This window comes from Microbulbifer sp. TB1203, assembly GCF_030997045.1.
GTDB lineage: Bacteria > Pseudomonadota > Gammaproteobacteria > Pseudomonadales > Cellvibrionaceae > Microbulbifer.
In genome coordinates, this window is sequence record NZ_CP116899.1 from 4146207 (window position 1) to 4162691 (window position 16485).

14 protein-coding genes and 1 pseudogene are annotated in these 16485 nt (G+C 60.8%); 7 read left to right on the forward strand and 8 right to left on the reverse strand.

Features of this window, described 5'->3' with window-relative positions:
* Positions 1 to 25 precede the first annotated feature (25 nt).
* Together hutI and hutG are read left to right on the forward strand one after the other, a co-directional pair.
* Entirely contained in the window at positions 26 to 1270 is a 1245-nt protein-coding gene (gene hutI / locus PP263_RS17845) for an imidazolonepropionase (RefSeq protein ID WP_308365196.1), read from the forward strand.
* Entirely contained in the window at positions 1254 to 2210 is a 957-nt protein-coding gene (gene hutG / locus PP263_RS17850) for a formimidoylglutamase (protein ID WP_308365197.1), read from the forward strand. Before hutI ends, hutG begins: the two co-directional genes overlap by 17 nt.
* A 33-nt stretch (positions 2211 to 2243) precedes the next feature.
* On the opposite strand, the gene PP263_RS17855 is transcribed toward hutG, so the two are convergent.
* The 4 genes and pseudogenes from PP263_RS17855 to PP263_RS17870 all read right to left on the reverse strand — a co-directional run bounded on the left by PP263_RS17855 (position 2244) and on the right by PP263_RS17870 (position 5038).
* Positions 2244 to 3347 (reverse strand): lipid A deacylase LpxR family protein, encoded by a 1104-nt coding sequence (locus tag PP263_RS17855; RefSeq protein ID WP_308365199.1) that lies wholly within the window; start codon positions 3345 to 3347, stop codon positions 2244 to 2246.
* A 302-nt stretch (positions 3348 to 3649) separates the two neighbouring features.
* A pseudogene (locus PP263_RS17860) lies at positions 3650 to 3919 on the reverse strand (alpha/beta hydrolase fold domain-containing protein); the annotation flags it as partial.
* Positions 3920 to 4025: 106 nt separating this feature from the next.
* Positions 4026 to 4448, reverse strand: a complete 423-nt coding sequence (locus PP263_RS17865) for an organic hydroperoxide resistance protein (protein ID WP_308365200.1) — start codon at positions 4446 to 4448, stop codon at positions 4026 to 4028.
* A gap of 143 nt (positions 4449 to 4591) precedes the next feature.
* Positions 4592 to 5038: a MarR family transcriptional regulator gene (locus PP263_RS17870; protein ID WP_308365202.1), complete on the reverse strand. Its 447-nt coding sequence runs from the start codon at positions 5036 to 5038 to the stop codon at positions 4592 to 4594.
* Between the two features lie 152 nt (positions 5039 to 5190).
* Here PP263_RS17870 and PP263_RS17875 point away from each other — a divergent pair, with 152 nt between their 5' ends.
* The 3 genes from PP263_RS17875 to PP263_RS17885 all read left to right on the forward strand — a co-directional run bounded on the left by PP263_RS17875 (position 5191) and on the right by PP263_RS17885 (position 9581).
* The gene (locus tag PP263_RS17875) at positions 5191 to 5529 is read left to right on the forward strand and encodes a hypothetical protein (protein ID WP_308365204.1); all 339 of its coding nucleotides are present in this window, start codon (positions 5191 to 5193) and stop codon (positions 5527 to 5529) included.
* Positions 5530 to 5712: 183 nt separating this feature from the next.
* Positions 5713 to 7791: a DUF3857 domain-containing protein gene (locus PP263_RS17880; RefSeq protein ID WP_308365206.1), complete on the forward strand. Its 2079-nt coding sequence runs from the start codon at positions 5713 to 5715 to the stop codon at positions 7789 to 7791.
* On the forward strand, positions 7788 to 9581 hold the full coding sequence (locus PP263_RS17885; protein WP_308365208.1) for a tetratricopeptide repeat protein: 1794 nt from the start codon (positions 7788 to 7790) through the stop codon (positions 9579 to 9581). Before PP263_RS17880 ends, PP263_RS17885 begins: the two co-directional genes overlap by 4 nt.
* Here PP263_RS17885 and map read toward each other — a convergent pair.
* The gene (gene map, locus PP263_RS17890) at positions 9559 to 10374 is read right to left on the reverse strand and encodes a type I methionyl aminopeptidase (protein ID WP_374693725.1); all 816 of its coding nucleotides are present in this window, start codon (positions 10372 to 10374) and stop codon (positions 9559 to 9561) included. The two genes, PP263_RS17885 and map, sit on opposite strands and share 23 nt — an antisense overlap.
* A complete protein-coding gene (locus PP263_RS17895) occupies positions 10370 to 10576 on the reverse strand; it encodes a ParD-like family protein (RefSeq protein WP_308365210.1) in 207 nt (68 codons plus the stop codon). The genes map and PP263_RS17895 overlap by 5 nt, the downstream gene beginning before the upstream one ends.
* A 103-nt stretch (positions 10577 to 10679) precedes the next feature.
* Between PP263_RS17895 and PP263_RS17900 the strand changes: the two genes are divergently transcribed.
* Positions 10680 to 12419, forward strand: a complete 1740-nt coding sequence (locus tag PP263_RS17900) for an FAD-dependent oxidoreductase (protein WP_308365211.1) — start codon at positions 10680 to 10682, stop codon at positions 12417 to 12419.
* A gap of 162 nt (positions 12420 to 12581) precedes the next feature.
* Positions 12582 to 13244 (forward strand): pseudouridine synthase, encoded by a 663-nt coding sequence (locus PP263_RS17905; protein ID WP_308365212.1) that lies wholly within the window; start codon positions 12582 to 12584, stop codon positions 13242 to 13244.
* Between the two features lie 47 nt (positions 13245 to 13291).
* Here the strand turns inward: PP263_RS17905 and PP263_RS17910 are convergent, their stop codons facing one another.
* Positions 13292 to 13810: a peroxiredoxin gene (locus PP263_RS17910; protein ID WP_308365214.1), complete on the reverse strand. Its 519-nt coding sequence runs from the start codon at positions 13808 to 13810 to the stop codon at positions 13292 to 13294.
* A 185-nt stretch (positions 13811 to 13995) separates the two neighbouring features.
* Entirely contained in the window at positions 13996 to 16350 is a 2355-nt protein-coding gene (locus PP263_RS17915; protein ID WP_308365215.1) for a Tex family protein, read from the reverse strand.
* Between the last annotated feature and the right edge of the window lie 135 nt (positions 16351 to 16485).

Here is a 16485-nt window from a genome sequence, read left to right on the forward strand (position 1 = left end):
GGAAAACCGCGCCTGCGGGAAAGCTATGACAGAACGCTGCGAGCTGCTGATTACCAATGTCCACGCCGCCACCATGGACCCCTCCCTGCCCGGCGCCTACGGCGCGGTGGAGGACGCCGCGGTGGCGGTTACCGGCGGCCGCATCGTGTGGCTGGGTCCGCGCACCGAACTGCCGGACACCACTCCCGACGAGGTGGTGGACGGCGAGGGTCAGTGGCTGACCCCGGGCCTGGTGGACTGCCACACTCACCTGGTCTACGGCGGCCACCGCGCCTCCGAGTTCGCCCGCCGCCTGGGAGGCGAGAGCTACGAAGAGGTGGCCCGCGCAGGTGGCGGCATCCTGTCCACGGTACGAGCCACCCGCGCGGCCAGCGCCGAACAGCTGTACCGCGCCGCCGAACCCCGACTGCGCGCGCTGATGGCCGAGGGCGTAACCACCGTGGAGATCAAATCCGGCTACGGCCTGGACCTGGATACCGAACTGAAACAGCTGCGCACAGCGCGCCGCCTGGCCCAGCACCACCCGGTGAGTATCACCACCACCTGCCTGGCCGCCCACGCGCTACCGCCGGAATACGACGGTCGCGCCGACGAATATATCGATCTGGTGTGCGAGGAAATCCTGCCGGCGGTGTCCAAGGAGCAACTGGCGGATGCGGTGGATATGTTCTGCGAATCCATCGCCTTTTCCGTCGACCAGTGCCGGCGGCTGATCGACTGCGCGCAGAAGCTGGATCTGCCGATCAAAGTACACGCGGAGCAACTCTCCCGTAGCGGTGCCACCGCCATGGCCGCGGCGGCCGGCGCCCTGTCCGCGGACCATATCGAGTACATCACCGAGATGGATGTGGCCGCCATGGCCGAGAGCGGCACGGTGGCGGTACTGCTGCCCGGGGCCTTCTACACCCTGCGCGAAACCCGGGTGCCGCCGGTGGACAGGCTGCGCGCCGCCGGCGTGCCCATGGCCCTGTCCACCGACCTGAATCCCGGCAGCTGCCCCATCGCCTCGCTGCGGCTGATGATGAATATGGGCTGCAACCTGTTCGGGCTCACCCCCGCCGAGGCACTGGCCGGAGTGACCCGCGCCGCAGCCCGGGCGCTGGGCCTGTGCTGTTCCCGCGGCGTGCTGCGCGCTGGGTTGCGTGCGGATATGGTGCTATGGCCCATGAATACTCCCGATCAACTTGCCTATGAAGTGGGCGCGCTGAAACCGGCACGGATTTTCCTCGCCGGCAGAACAGTAGGAGGCAGAGATGTTACAGCTGGCTGATATGCGCCTGTGGAGCGGGCGCACCGATAGCGAGGACGGCAAGGCCGGCGAGCGCTGGCACCAGCGCATCACACCGCTGCAACTGGACAGTTCTCCGGGCCTGGCGATCCTGGGCTTTGCCTCCGACGAGGGAGTGCGCCGCAACAAGGGCCGCATCGGCGCCGCCAAGGGCCCGCGCATCCTGCGCCTGGCCATGGCCAACCTGCCCGCCACCTTCGACACACCGATGTACGATGCCGGCAATGTGAAGATTGAAAGAGAGGATCTGGAATCCGCCCAGTCCATGCTCGGCGCGCGTATCAAGGAACTGCTGGATGGCGGCCACTTTCCCCTGGTTCTGGGCGGCGGCCACGAGATCGCCTTCGGCAGCTATCAGGGCATCGCCCGCTGGATGCGCGAGCATCACCGCGAAAAGACCCTGGGCATTATCAATTTCGACGCACACCTGGACCTGCGCGTGCCCTCCCCCCGGGGGTCGTCAGGCACGCCTTTCTACCAGATCGCCGAGCAGTGCGAGATCAACGGCCGCCCCTTCAACTACCTATGCATCGGCGCCGCCGACAGCGCCAATACCCCGGCGCTGTATAACCGCGCCCGGGAACTGGGTGCACATGTGATCCGCGACCGGGAGATCACCAGTTGGCAGCTGGACAGAGTGCGGGAACAGATCCGGGAATTTATCGAGAGGGTGGACTTCGTCTACCTCACCATCTGTCTGGATTTTTTCCCCGCCGCCGTCATGCCCGCGGTCAGCGCCCCCGCCGGGCGCGGCGTGTCGCTGGAACTGTTCGAGCCGCTGCTGGATACGGTACTGGAATCGAAAAAGGTGTGCCTGGCGGATATGGCGGAATTCAATCCCTATTTCGATATTGAGGACCATGCAGCGCGCACTGCGGCGCGGATTGCGTTCCAGATTGCCAACGGGGTTGCCGCGGGCTGAATAGCGTCCCGGTAAATTCAGGAAAAAGAGGCGTTAAAGATCCCGCCACACCGCCAGGCTACCCAACTGTGGCAGCTCGGCCTGCTCCTCAAATTCGCGGCTGCGCAGATAGCGCGCGAAGGCGAATTTCCATTTGCCGTAACTCCCCGCCACGCCGACCCCCAGATCGGCGACAAGGGGATTTCGCTGCACGCTGTGACTGTCTTTCCAGGTGTTGCCGTCGAGGGTGATGTCGTGGAACACCGCGCGCAGGCTCAGGGTGACAAAGCCGTGTATCTCCAGCCGGGGCATGAATGCACGGTTGCGGGTGGGGACGGTGTTTTCCGAGACCGGCAGTAGCGGCGCGCTGCCGAAATTGTCCGGCAGCCGGGGGCCGAAGCGCCACTCCGCGCCGATATCGGCGTATGTGGACAGGTTGCCGATACTGCCGCCGCTGCGCAGGATCAGGTCCTGTTGCCAGGTGTCCGGCGGTCGCTTGAACTGGAAACGCCGCAGTTTCCGGGTGGAGAGGCGGAAGACAATTTCGTCGCCGATCTGGTTGTCCCAACCGCGGAATTTCTCCGAGCCCACAAGTTTATGCACCCCCTGTTGCAACTCTTTCCCCCGTGCAGAAGGGCCAACAATACCGATATCGAAGCTGGTGCTGCGCATATCACAGTCGTTTCTGCCGTTATATTTTACTCCCACCACCAGTACGCCAGCGTAGGGGCGATCGTCCTCGATCAACCCGCCCTGGCGCCAGTCCCCCGGGGTGAAAATGCCGTGGCCGAGGCCCAGCGCCATGTTGTATTCGGTATATCCCTTCGGCTGCAGCCAGGTGAGGCCGTTGTTCAACCCGCGATAGCTCGCCGGCAGCCGCTCGTCCTGAAAATTATCGACGGTCTGCGATAGGAAACCGAGGCCAACCCCGTTGGAATAGCCGCGGTCGTTGCCGGCGAACAGGTCGTTGTCGATGCGCAGGGTGATTGCTTGCAGGGAAGAATCCTTTGCCGTATCACCGGCCGTTTCCGCGATGGCGATATCCGGAGCGGATGAAACGATCAGTGCCGCTATAGCCAGATGACCGAGTCGTTTTCGAAAAAACTGATGATAAATGGCAATCTCTTTGATCAATGGATTTGCGATACTGCTGGGCATGGGGCTACATCAAAAAAACCGGAGTGGAGGAACTTTGGTTCCAAAAAAAATTGGGCGGCGGGACGGTGGTAAAAAAATCGGCCGCCGTTAACAAGCGTCGTTTCGCCGCATGTGTTGGTGGAAGCGTGGTTCCGCGGCGCAGGGGAAGTTTGCGCGGATGTTGGCAGGTCCGGTTAACCGGGATCTGCGAAATGATTGCCCGATTCTGTCGGCCGGCCAATCGATGAGGGTTAATAACTGTTCTAGCGGAAGTATCTTTTGAAAAAAACGGGCCCGTGGGCCCGTTTTTTCGCGTGCGCGTTTTACTTGAGATGTTGCTTCAGCTCAAGGCCCGCCTGGTCCAGAGCATCCCGCACGGCGGCTACCTGGCTCAGGGGGTTGAGAAGGCCGAAGTCGTGGATCATGCCGTTGTAGCGCACCGCAGTGACGGTGACACCGGCATCGTTCAGTTTGCGTGCATAGGCCTCGCCCTCATCGCGCAGCACGTCTTTTTCCGCGGTCTGTATCAGCACAGGCGGCAGTCCCTTGATTTGTGCGGTGCTGGCGCGCAGCGGTGAAGCGTAGATCCCGGCGCGCTCCGCGGGGTCGGAGCGAAAAACAGCAGGAAAACCAACCTAGGTAAAACTAATTTATTCACGATTCTAGCCTCCGATATTTCGACGTTAGCCTGGATCGTGTTCAGGTGGAGACGTGCAGGCGCACATCCACGTTGTTGCGGGTGGCGTTGGAGTAGGGGCAGACCTCCTCATGGGCCCGAGTCACCAGCTTCTCCGCGGTTTGCTTATCCAGGCCCGGCAGGCTGACAAACAGGTCGATATCCAGGCCAAAGCCCTTGTCCTGCGGACCGATACCCACCTCGCCGCGCACGCTGGTGTCTTCCGGTACCTCAACTTTCTCCTGGCCGGCGACAAATTTGATCGCGCCGATAAAGCAGGCGGAGTAGCCCGCGGCAAACAGCTGTTCCGGGTTGGTGGCTTCGCCACCGGGGCCGCCTAGTTCCTTCGGGGTGGTGAGTTTTACGTCCAGGATGCCGTCGGAAGATTTGGCCTGGCCGTCGCGGCCTCCGGTGGCAGTGGCTACGGCTTTGTAGAGTACTTGCATGACAGTGTCCTCATTGAAGGGTTCTGAAGTTTAGGTCGCTGTGCTGGGCACGGAGAGAAAGTTATCGCAATAATAGTTATTGCGATAACTATTTTTGGCTATGATATAGATAGGCTTTGTCTATAAGAGGTAATGAGGGCTGGCTAGAGATGCTCGTTGATGGTGCGGCGCACCGCTTCCAGCTGCAGCTTGAGCTGGCGTGCGGCCTTGCGGTCGAGGCCGCTGCCGAAGAGGATCTGCGCGGGAATCTCTTCAGCCTGCTGTTGCATTTTCCTGCCCGCCTGAGTGAGGTGCAGTTGGACCCGCCGGTCATCCTTGGGGTCGCGCCGGCGGTCGATCAGTCCTTGGGCTTCCAGGCGCTTGATGACCGGGCTCAGGGCGCCTTTGTCCTGCATCAGTCGAAAACTCAGCTCGGTGGCGGTGATGTCGTCCTCTTCCCACAACACCATCATCATCAGATATTGCGGGTAGGTCAGTCCCAGCTTTTCCAGCAGCGGCTTGTACAGCTTGCCCATTGCCAGGGACGTGGAATAGAGGCTGAAGCACAGCTGGTTATTGAGCTTGAGGTCGTCACTGGTGGATTTGGCCATGGGCTTGCCCGGTTACTTGTAGGTAGCACTGTCCGCCCAGTTTAATGCAAGCGGGCCGGCAACTGTCCATGGGCAGCTACTGAAACTGTCCATTCTTTCTGTTTTGACCACCCGGGATGCTGTAATGGCGATAACGAATAAGGAGAACCCGGGTGGACGCGGGCGATCGCCTGTTTCAGCAATTACTGGCCGATCACGGCGCCGCCATCTCGCGGGTCGCCGGGGCCTTCAGCGGTATGAGCCTGGTCCAGGCACAGGTATTTACACTGTTATTTGTAGCGGTTTGGTTTCATCCCACCATTGTGGCGTTGTTTTGCAATCGCAAGCATCTGGGGAAAATTCTTCTGGCAAACGTTCCCGCCGGTTTGTCCTGGGTTGCTGTTGGCCTGGCCGGTGACGGGGGAAATGCGGAACAAAAACGGGGTGGAAACTCCGGCGAAAGCGTCTACCTGAAAAAAACCTTTACTGGCGCGGCGCCTTCCAGCTCCTGAGGGGCAGCATCTCGAGCCCTCCCGGGTGCGGATAGCTTCCTGTGTGTGCGGCCCCCCTGCACATCCATCTTCGAACCACGTGGCTGGTGCAGAGGTGCGCTGGACCGGGATGCCTAGCGTGGCGCCGCGGGCGGTCAGGCTTTATCATGAGGCCCCCCGCGCGATCTGTATAAAGGCAAGTAAATGACGTCTCCTTCCCGCGCCCGCTCTTTTCCGGTGCATATACCCGTATTTTTCATCTTGTTGGCCCTGGTTTCTCTGCTGTCTTCGCCGGCTGCGGCCGCGGACTACGAGCTGGCCCCGCGTCCCCAGTGGCTGCAACCGGTGGCCCTGCCGGAGAGTGAAAACCTCTCCAGCGGTGAGAGTCTCCGCTATCTGCTGGTGGATACTCAGATCAATGTGTCCGGGGAGGAAAAGGAACGGTTCTACCGGGTTGCCATGCGGCCCCTGAACCAGCAGGGTTTGCAGCAAATTTCCAGTATCAGCCTCGGCTTCGCTCCCGCCTACGAGAAGCTGGTGATCCACGATATCAGCGTGCTGCGCGACGGCAAGCGCCGGGACCGGCTGAAATCGGCGGAGATAAAACTCTTCCAGCAGGAAGATGAACTGGATCGGGGCCTCTACGCCGAGCGCTGGACGGCGATGCTGTTGTTGAAGGACCTGCGTGCCGGAGATATCGTCGAGTACAGCTATACATTGCGTGGCTCCAACCCGGTGCTGGGAGATAAGTTCTTCGGCCGTGAGCTGCTGGCCTGGGGTGTGTCCATCGAACGACTGTATATCAGCTTGCTCAGCCCTCGGGAAAAGGCGCTGCAAGTGCGTATTGCAGATGCGAAAAAGGGCCATGGCATAGACATCCAACAGCGCACCAAGGGCAATAAAGTGCGCTATTTTGCCGACCTGCGGCACACCGAGGCAGTGCGCCAGGAAGACGGCATTCCCGAGTGGCTCTCACCCTTCCCGGTTCTCCAGTACAGCCAGTATGCTGACTGGCGCCAAGTGAATGACTGGGCCCACGCGCTCTACCACACACCGGGCGAGCTACCCGAGGAATTTGCCCGCCTGGTGGCGGAGATGGAGGGCGGTCCGGCGCAAAAGGCCGCCGCCGCTACCCAGTGGATTCAGAACAACATCCGCTATTTCGGCATAGAGCACGGTGTCAACTCCCACCGTCCCTCGGCGCCGATGGAAACTTTCGAGCGCCGCTTCGGCGACTGCAAAGACAAAACTGTCCTGCTGGTTGCCGCCCTGCGCGAGCTGGGAATAGACGCACACCCGGCGTTGGTGTCTTCCGTAAATAATCTGTATTTGGACGGGCGGTTGCCATCCCCGGGAAATTTCGACCATGTCATCACCACTTTTACCCTGGATGGAAAGCGCTACTGGGTGGACCCCACTGCAACCAGTCAGGCCGGGTCCCTGCAGGAAATGTCTCTGCCGGATTTCAACTGGGCACTGGTGGTTGATGGAGAGAGAGATTCCCTGACCGCCATCGAGGCGCCGGTGCAGAGTCAACGCCGGGCCCGGGTAGTGGTCAGGGAGATTGTGACTCTGGCGGAAAACCGGAAGGCAGCGATTTTTGAAGTGACCAGCCGCTACAGCGGATGGCGCGCGGAGCAAATGCGCTCCTATACCGGATACCGGGACAGGGAAACCCTGGGAGCGGAATTCCTGCAGTACTATTCACGCTATTTTCCCTCTATCGAAATCCTGGAGCCGATTGAAGTCATCGACTCAGAGCACGGCAACGAGTTGGTGCTGAAAGAAAAATACCGGCTGCGCAAGGTTGGCGACGACAGCAGCGGAAAAAACATGCTAAAGCTGGTGGCATCCAATGTGGCGGAAACCCTGCGCTTGCCCAATTCGCTGCAGCGTCAATACCCCTTCCGCCTGCCGGGAGACCTACAAATAGAGCAGACGCTGGAAGTGGTGGCACAGAGTGCGGCGGACATCCGTTGGTCGGAAAAGGGAAGCGGGGAAACGATTGCCAACCCCTGGTTTGAATTCGAACGCGAAGTGCAGAAGGAAAACAACAAAATCACCGTGCAGTACCGCTACAGTTCCCGAGGCAAATCTGTTTCCGCGGCGGATTTCCCGCAATACCTGGAGCAGATCAATCGCATAGAAAACGATCTGAGTTATGTCCTGTGGCTATCACCCGCATCCGTTTCCCGGGAAGAGCGCCGCAACCGCGCCAGAGACCTGGCGCGGGACCTACTTTCCGGAAAAAAATCCGATGGCACAAACGGAGGTGTGCAGTGAAGATATGGCGTTTCCTGCTGCCGCTTGTAGCTGTCGTCAGCGGCTGTGCCACCGCGCCTGCGGCGACCGACCTGCCAGTGATATCGCCCCCCGGGATGGAGCTCGAACAGCCCGCTTTAGATCCTGTCGATCCCGCTGGCGGCGACGCCCTCGAAACCGGCCGCGAGGCTTTCGCCGGCGCCGACGCTCGGCTGGCCTCCATGGCGGCACATATTTTGGAAGATATGGATTCGGTGCCCTTCGAAGAATTCTGGTCCGCCTATCTGGAAAGCTCCAAACTGCACACCGCCGTGGCGGACCGGGAGCAATTCCAACAGGTCGTGAAAGAGCTGCCCGACGGCGAGGGAACGGATTGTACCTCCGTGGATTGGGAGCGATGGACGCAGCAGAATTTCTTCGAACTGGAACCCCACCTGGCTGCGCAGGACTGCTACGAACAGTTGGGTGAAACGGGCAAGGCGGAACGGCACGCACGTGCGGTACAGTTTGTTCTGCGAGGCGTACTCGGCGGCGGCAATGGCGAAAGCCCCGACACCGCCTACGAAATCGGCATACTGGATCATGCCGAAGATATTCTGGCGCTGGCGGGCTACCAGCTCCAAGATGCCTTTTTATTACCTCTCGGCCAAGGGCAGGCCCTCTACTACGTTGTGTTGGCCGAGGACCCGGACAGCGGGGTGCAGCGACCTATCTATTTCCACAACCAGCGCGCCATACACCGGATTCTGGGCATCAACTTCCCCTTCGGTAGTCTGGATGGACTATATATCAGCCACGTACTTCAACCTCTTTCGAAGCAGAGTACAGCCGCAAAAATAGGTATGGGTCTGTATCTCGAAAATGTCGGCAAAGAGGAAGAGGCCGTGCAGTATTATCTGGATGCCGCCGCCCTCGGCAGCCAGATAGCGCAGTTCCGCCTGGGTAAAGCCTGCCTGAGAGAAACACTACCGATGTTTTCCCGGGGGGATTGCGTCGATTTCCTGCTTTCCGCTGCCGAGCAGGGCTATGCGGATGCCATGGTGGCCCTCGCCCATGTCTATCGGGAAGGGTTCGGTGTCGAGCGCAGCGAAAAGCTGTTTCAACAATTCATGGAGGCGGCGCAGCGGCGACTGGCGCCGGGTCTGGCCTGGTATCGGCTCGCGAGTTATTACGGTGGCGATAAATGGGCGGTGGAACCACAGACGGAGCGCAAGTTCCTGCGCCGCGCCGCCGATGATGGCTTGCCGGATGCGCAGTATCTGTTGATTCGCCGCGAGCAGGGCGAATGGTGGGAGGTGGAGGCGACGCAACTGCTGCCGCAGCTGGCAAGGCTCGCCTCTCAGGGGCACAGGACGTCAGGTATAGCTTATGCGCGCCGGGCTTTTGCCAGCGCATCTGAGCGCACCCCGGAAGAACTGGCGATGGCGCGGGAATTTCTCGATGCCGCCCTGGCCGTGAATTCGAGTGCGGCGCACAGCCTGCAGGGCGGGCTGCTGGAACTCGGTCGTGATTTTGGTGCGGCGGAACGCCACTTTCTGAAAAGCCCCTTTCAAACCGGCTCCCAAATTGGCCTCGCGCGGCTGCACCAGCAGCAGCGCCTGCCTCACTCAGATCCCGAAATGGCTGCGCTCTGGTACATGATGTGCGCCAGTATGGAGGCTCCCGAATGCCTCTACCAGCTCGGCAGAATTTTTCGCAACGGTGAGGGTATCCAGCGCGATGCGGCACTGGGCCGGACCATGATCCTGCATGCCGCGGAGCAGGGCCACAAGCCGGCGATGGTGGAGGTCAGCAAGTGGGACGATGACTGAGTCCTGCGTCAGGATTAGTTGGTGTGTTCGTCTCTTCGCTCCTGAGCGTCAGCACCTCGCAGCCATCCCCGGTGACAAGGACCGTGTGCTCCCACTGCGCGGATAATGTCCTGTCCCGGGTAACCACTGTCCAGCCATCCTTTTTCACTTTGGTTTTGCGGCTGCCCTGGTTGATCATCGGCTCTATGGTAAAGGTCATCCCCTCCCGCAGCACTGCGCCGGTGCCGGGGCGGCCGTAGTGCAGCACCTGGGGTTTCTCGTGCATCTCGCGGCCTATGCCGTGGCCGCAGTATTCGCGCACCACGCTGTAGCCGCGGCCTTCCGCACAACGCTGTATCGCATGGCCTATATCGCCGAGGCGGGTGCCGGGCCTGACAGCTTCGATACCCCGCCACATGGCGTCGTAGGTGGTCTGCACCAGTTGCCTCGCCGCCGGTGAGACGCTGCCGATCATATACATCTTGCTGGAGTCGGCGATATAGCCGGATTTTTCCAGGGTGATGTCCACATTGACGATGTCGCCGGATTTCAGCTGCCCGGTTGTCTGCGGCATACCGTGGCAGACCACCTCGTTGACCGAGGTGTTCAGCGCATAGGGGTAGTCGTACTGCCCCTTGCTCGCGGGCCTGGCTTTCAGTTCGTTGACGATATAGTCCTCGACCCTGTCGTTGACCTGCATGGTGGAAACGCCCGGGCCGATAAACTCGTCGAGCATGGCGAAGACGCGGCTCAGTAGCTGGCCGGCGTCGCGCATCAGCATCTGTTCTGTGGCGGTTTTGATGGGGGCACTAATCACGGGTCAGCTCTTCCAGGGTCGGTGCCTGCTCGCGCAACAGCTTTTTGGTGAGCTGGTTATAGCTGAGTTGCGGATTCAGTTCGGCCAGCATGCCTATCCTGATCCAGAATTCCGCCTGGGCGTTGATGGACCTGGCCATGGCCGAGCTGGCCCGGCGGATTTCGTCGTGCAGCTCCTCGGAAATTTTCACTATGCCCATATTCTCAGTCTCACAGGTTTATATGAATCGTATATAAAGCATATACTAAACTCAAGCTCCTGCTGGGATATGCAATTTTTTGCATATGGGACGGTGGGTCGCTATGGTTGGGCAATTAACGGCAAAACTACAGAATGACGAGGTGGCCATGGCGGAAAAGCCCGCAGCGAAGCGCCCCCAACCCAGCCGGCTGCGCATAGGCCGGCGCTACCGGGCCAGCCGCCTCCAGGGCCCCTACGACGCACTGGTGATCGGTTCCGGTATTGGCGGCCTTACCACCGCGGCCATGCTGAGCGCGGCGGGCAGGAAGGTGCTGGTGCTGGAGCAGCACTACACTGCCGGTGGCTTTACCCACGCCTACGACCGCAACGGCTACGAATGGGATGTGGGCGTGCACTATATCGGCGACGTGGGCGGACACCCGACTGCGACCCGCAAGCTGTTCGATTTCCTGTCCGCCGGCAATCTGCACTGGGCGCCGATGGACGACGCCTACGACCGCATCTGCATCGGCGACGAGCAGTACGATCTGCGAGCCGGGCGCGACGAGTTTATCGCCGGGCTGCTGAAACACTTCCCGAATGACAGAACTGTAATCGAAGCCTACCTGCAAAGAGTGTCCGAGATCGGCCGGGCCATGCGTCTGTTCACCATCGCAAAGCTGCTGCCCGGCTGGTGCGGTCCGCTGCTGGCGCTGTGGAAAAAATTTACCTGGCCGGACTACCTGAACAAAACCACCTATGAGGTGCTGCGCGAACTCACCGACAACGAAAAGCTGATCGCGGTACTGAGCGGTCAGTGGGGTGATAACGGCATGACGCCGAAGACCGGCAGCTTTATTATTCACGCGCTGATCGTTAAGCACTATCTGTACGGCGGCTATTATCCAGAGGGTGGGGCCAGCAAGATAGCGCAGACGATTATTCCGCAGATACAGGCCGCGGGCGGTGAGGTATTCACCTACGCGGAAGTGGAGACCATCCTGTTGGACGGCAACCGGGTGGGCGGCCTGCGTATGGTGGACGGTACGGAAATCGAGGCGTCGCTGGTGATCTCCAATGCCGGGGTGTTCAACACTTTCGAAAAACTGCTGCCGGAGAGTGCCAGCCAGCGTGCCGGTTATTGCCGCGATCTGCAAAATGTACAGCCGTCCACGGCGCACCTCTGCCTGTATATCGGCCTGCGGAAAGCCGCAGAGGAGTTGAGGCTGCCGAAAACCAATTATTGGCTGTATCCCAGCACGGATTACGACGGCGATGTACGGAAATTCCTCGCAGACCCCAATGCGGATATCCCCCTCGTTTATATCTCCTTCCCCTCCGCCAAAGACCCCGCTTTCCAGCATCGCTACCCGGGCCGCGCCACCATCGAGATAGTGGCGCCGGCGAAATACGAGTGGTTTGTAAAATGGAGGGACAAACCCTGGGGGAAGCGCGGCGAGGACTACCAGGCGTTGAAGGACAGGTTCAGTGAGCGCCTGCTGGAGCATCTGTACAAACACTTTCCACAGCTGCGCGGACAGATAGATTACTGCGAACTGTCCACGCCGCTGTCCACGGATTACTTCTGCCGCTACGCGCGGGGCGAAATCTACGGCCTGGAGCACGGACCGAAGCGCTTCGAGCAGTCCTGGCTGCGCCCAAAGAGCCGTATCAGAGGGCTGTATCTCACAGGCCAGGACATCCTGAGTTGCGGCGTGGCCGGCGCCATGTTCGCGGGCGCGGTGACGGCGCAGAGTATCCTCGGCTGGCGCAGGGGTACTGCACTGCTGCGACGGGTGTTTGCGGAGAGATCGGTCGCGGCCAGCGGCCGCTCCTATAAAGAGCGGGTGGATACCCTGTAGGAGCGGCGGGGCGGCCATCCGCCGCTGGCCGCGATCGGTTTCGGTGGAGCGATTACTCGGGTTTCTTCACCCGAATCCCCTATCATTGGCTATTGCGATCGCAAGGGGTACCGGTCAAATCACCAGCCCTGTCTCTACGTCTCAGGTTTATGGGGTGCAATAGTGCGGGAGTATCATCCGCCAACCGAACCGTTTCTCTCGGTGGTTTACTGTGACGAGGCGCTGCTGGTGCTCGACAAGCCCAGCGGGCTTCTCAGTGTGCCCGGGCGGGACCCCGCGCACCGCGACAGTCTCGCCAGTCGTGCCAAGGATCGATACCCGGGCGCCCTGACCGTACACAGGCTCGATATGGACACTTCCGGTCTGGTGGTGATGGCGCGCAATCCGGTGGTGCATCGGAAGCTCAGCGCCGGGTTCCAGAACCGGCAGGTTGAGAAAACCTATTGCGCGAAGGTGTGGGGCGAACTGGAGGGCGACGCCGGAGAAATCGACCTGCCGTTGATCTGCGACTGGCCGAACCGGCCGCGCCAGAAGGTGGACCAGGAAATGGGCAAGCCCTCCCTGACCCGCTGGGAAAAAATCTCCCTGTCCGGCGGCTGCAGCCTGGTGAGGCTGAAGCCGGTTACCGGCCGCTCGCACCAGCTGCGGGTGCACCTGCAGGCGACCGGCCATCCGATCCTGGGCGATCCCTTCTACGCCCACCCGCAGGCACGGGCGGCCGCGCCGCGGTTATTGCTGCACGCGACAGAACTCGCGCTCACTCACCCCGAGTCCGGCGAGTGGATGCGATTTACCAGTGCAGCGGATGAGCGGTTTTTCCATTAAGGAAAAAGGGCGATCAAATTGATCGCCCCAGTGCTTTCCCGGCCGGCTTAACCTTTGCGTTCAACGCCGAGTTCACCCAGGGTCCTGGCTATATCCTCTGCGCTGGTGGCCGGTTTGATATCCTCGTCGATCTTGAGAATGTTGCCGTCCACCCCGATGTAGATAGTGACGCGTCGCGCGACCTTCACTGCCGGGACAAGTACACCATAGGCCTTGGCCACGGCGCCGTCCGGGTCGCTCAGCAGGGGAAAGTCCGCCTCCTGTTTTTCGGCGAACTTGGTGTTGGTCTCGACTTTATCGGTGCTCGCCATGAAATAGGTGGTGTCGTACTGGCGGATCAGGTGGCCATTTTCGGCCAGCGACTTGCATTCGATGGTGCAGCCGCGGGTGAAAGCTTTCGGGAACCAGGCGATCACTACCGCCTGCTTGCCCTTGAAGTCCGCGAGAGAGTAAGTCTTTCCGTTGGAGCCCTGCAGCGAAAAATCCGGGGCGGGATCGCCCACTTCCAGTGCCAGCGCCGGAAGACTGAGCATTGAAGCGAGCAATAAGCCGAATAAGCGTTTCATAGTCTGATCCTTGTTGTGATTGCCCATGGTTGACCAAATGCAGGCCTCTATCCTACCCCTCGGAGCCGGAAGACACCACGAAATTGGGCGCAGGTGATTTATCCGGTTGAATATCATGAACCCACGGCCAAAATAAAAAATGGCGACCACAAGGATCGCCATTTTTGACTGCCCGGATACGCGAGCTATTTCTTGTTTTTGTTCATCGCCGCGGCCAGCAGGTCCCCCATACTGCCGCGGCCGCCGCCCTGCTGGCCGCGGTTCCTGTTGTTGTTATTGTTGTTGTGACGCTGGGCCTGGCGGCTCTCGCGGTGATCGCCTTTTTTCACACCGCCACTGCCCTGCTCGCCCGGTTCGTCGGACAGGCGCATGGACAGGCCGATGCGCTTGCGCGCCACGTCCACTTCCATCACCTTCACTTTGACGATATCGCCGGCCTTGATGACTTCGTGGGGGTCCTTGACGAATTTTTCCGACAGCGCGGAGATATGCACCAGGCCGTCCTGGTGTACGCCGATATCCACGAAGGCCCCGAAGTTGGTGACGTTGGTGGCGGTGCCCTCGAGAATCATACCGGGGCGCAGGTCCTTGATTTGCTCCACGCCCTCTTCGAATCTGGCGGTGCGGAATTCCGGGCGCGGGTCGCGGCCGGGTTTTTCCAGTTCCGCGATAATGTCGGTCACTGTGGGCAGGCCGAATTTCTCATCGGTGTAATCCGCCGGATTGAGTTTGCGCAGAAACGCCGAATCGCCGATCAGGCTGTTGATCTCGCGGCCGTTTTTCTCGGCGATGCGCTTGACCACCACATAGGCCTCCGGGTGTACGCCGGATTTGTCCAGGGGATTGTCGCCGTTGTTGATGCGCAGAAATCCCGCGGCCTGCTCGAAGGCTTTCGGACCCAGGCGCGGCACCTCTTTCAATTGGCTGCGACTTTTGAAGGCGCCGTTCTGGTCGCGGTAGCTGACGATATTGTTGGCGATGGACTGGCTGAGGCCGGACACGCGCGCCAGCAGCGGCGCCGAGGCGGAATTCAGCTCGGCGCCGACGCCGTTTACACAGTCCTCCACCACCGCGTCCAGGGAGCGCGCCAGTTGGGTCTGGCTGACGTCGTGCTGGTACTGGCCCACACCGATGGATTTTGGATCGATCTTCACCAGCTCGGCCAATGGGTCCTGCAGGCGGCGGGCGATGGAGATGGCGCCGCGGATGGTCACGTCCAGGTCGGGGAATTCCCGCGCGGCGAATTCGGAGGCGGAGTAGACCGAGGCGCCGGCCTCGTTGACCATCACCTTCTGCGCGCCGAGTTTGTACTGCTTGATGGTTTCACCGACGAACTTGTCGGTCTCACGGCTTGCGGTGCCGTTGCCGATGGCGATCAGGCCCACGTTGTATTTCTCGCACAGCGCGGCGATCACCGCGGCGGATTCCCGGGTGCGGTTCTGCGGCGGCGTGGGAAAGATGGCGGTGTGGTCGAGCAGTTTGCCGGTGGCGTCCACCACCGCCACCTTGACCCCGGTGCGCAGGCCCGGGTCCAGGCCGATGGTGGCCTTCTGGCCGGCCGGCGCGGCCAGCAGCAGGTCCTTGAGGTTGCGGGAAAAGACCTTGATCGCCTCCTCCTCGGCCTTTTCGCGCAGCTCGCCCATCAGGTCGGTTTCCAGGGAGGTCAGCAGCTTGATGCGCCAGGTCCAGCGCACCACCTCGTTCAGCCACTTGTCCGCGGGGCGGCTCTGGTCGGAAATCTCGAAGTGTCTGGCGATCATGGTTTCGCAGGGGTGGCCGGCAGTTGGTGCCGTGTCTTCTTCCTCCGGCAGGCCGACGCTGATGGCGAGTATGCCCTCGTTGCGGCCGCGGAAAATTGCCAGGGCGCGGTGGGAGGGTACCTTGGCCCAGTCTTCCGCGTAGTCGAAGTAGTCGCGGAACTTGGCTCCTTCCTCTTCCTTGCCGTCCAGCACTTTGGATTTGACCTGGCCGTCACGCTTGAGGAAATCCCGCAGCCTGCCCAGCAGTTCCGCATCCTCGGCAAAGCGCTCCATCAGGATAAACTTGGCCCCGTCCAGCGCCGCTTTGATGTCCTTCACCTGCAGGGAGGCGTCTTCATTGTCGGTGTTGAGGTACTTCTGCGCCTCTTCTTCCGGATTCAGGTTCGGGTTGCCGAACAGCGCGTCCGCCAGCGGCTCCAGGCCGGCCTCGATGGCGATCTGGCCCTTGGTACGGCGCTTGGGCTTGTAGGGCAGGTAGAGATCTTCGAGGCGGTTTTTGGTGTCCGCGGCCTCGATCTGTTGCTGCAGCTCCGGGGTCAGCTTGCCCTGCTCGTCGATGCTTTTGAGCACGGTGGCGCGGCGCTCTTCCAATTCGCGCAGGTAGCGCAGGCGCTCTTCCAGGGTGCGCAGTTGGGTGTCATCCAGGCCACCGGTAACCTCCTTCCGATAACGGGAGATAAATGGCACGGTGGCGCCTTCATCCAGCAGTGCTACGGCGCAGGCCACCTGCTGGGAGCGCACATTGAGTTCTTCGGCGATACGGGCGTTGATATCCAACATCTTATTTTCTACATCCGTTCTGCGAGGGAGACTTCGGGCTCTGCGGAAACGGCCGGGAAGGGCGTCCGCAGAGCAAATTCGGTGGGGCATTATGCGCGAGCTGGGCGCGGTGAGAAAGGTTTGCGGCAGTCTCGC

Coding starts and splice junctions, on each gene's coding strand:
- hutI (WP_308365196.1), top strand. CDS start 26: ATGACAGAACGCTGCGAGCTGCTGATTACCAATGTCCACGCCGCCACC.
- hutG (WP_308365197.1), top strand. CDS start 1,254: ATGTTACAGCTGGCTGATATGCGCCTGTGGAGCGGGCGCACCGATAGC.
- PP263_RS17855 (WP_308365199.1), bottom strand. CDS start 3,347: ATGCCCAGCAGTATCGCAAATCCATTGATCAAAGAGATTGCCATTTAT.
- PP263_RS17865 (WP_308365200.1), bottom strand. CDS start 4,448: ATGCAAGTACTCTACAAAGCCGTAGCCACTGCCACCGGAGGCCGCGAC.
- PP263_RS17870 (WP_308365202.1), bottom strand. CDS start 5,038: ATGGCCAAATCCACCAGTGACGACCTCAAGCTCAATAACCAGCTGTGC.
- PP263_RS17880 (WP_308365206.1), top strand. CDS start 5,713: ATGACGTCTCCTTCCCGCGCCCGCTCTTTTCCGGTGCATATACCCGTA.
- PP263_RS17895 (WP_308365210.1), bottom strand. CDS start 10,576: ATGGGCATAGTGAAAATTTCCGAGGAGCTGCACGACGAAATCCGCCGG.
- PP263_RS17900 (WP_308365211.1), top strand. CDS start 10,680: ATGGTTGGGCAATTAACGGCAAAACTACAGAATGACGAGGTGGCCATG.
- PP263_RS17910 (WP_308365214.1), bottom strand. CDS start 13,810: ATGAAACGCTTATTCGGCTTATTGCTCGCTTCAATGCTCAGTCTTCCG.
- PP263_RS17915 (WP_308365215.1), bottom strand. CDS start 16,350: ATGTTGGATATCAACGCCCGTATCGCCGAAGAACTCAATGTGCGCTCC.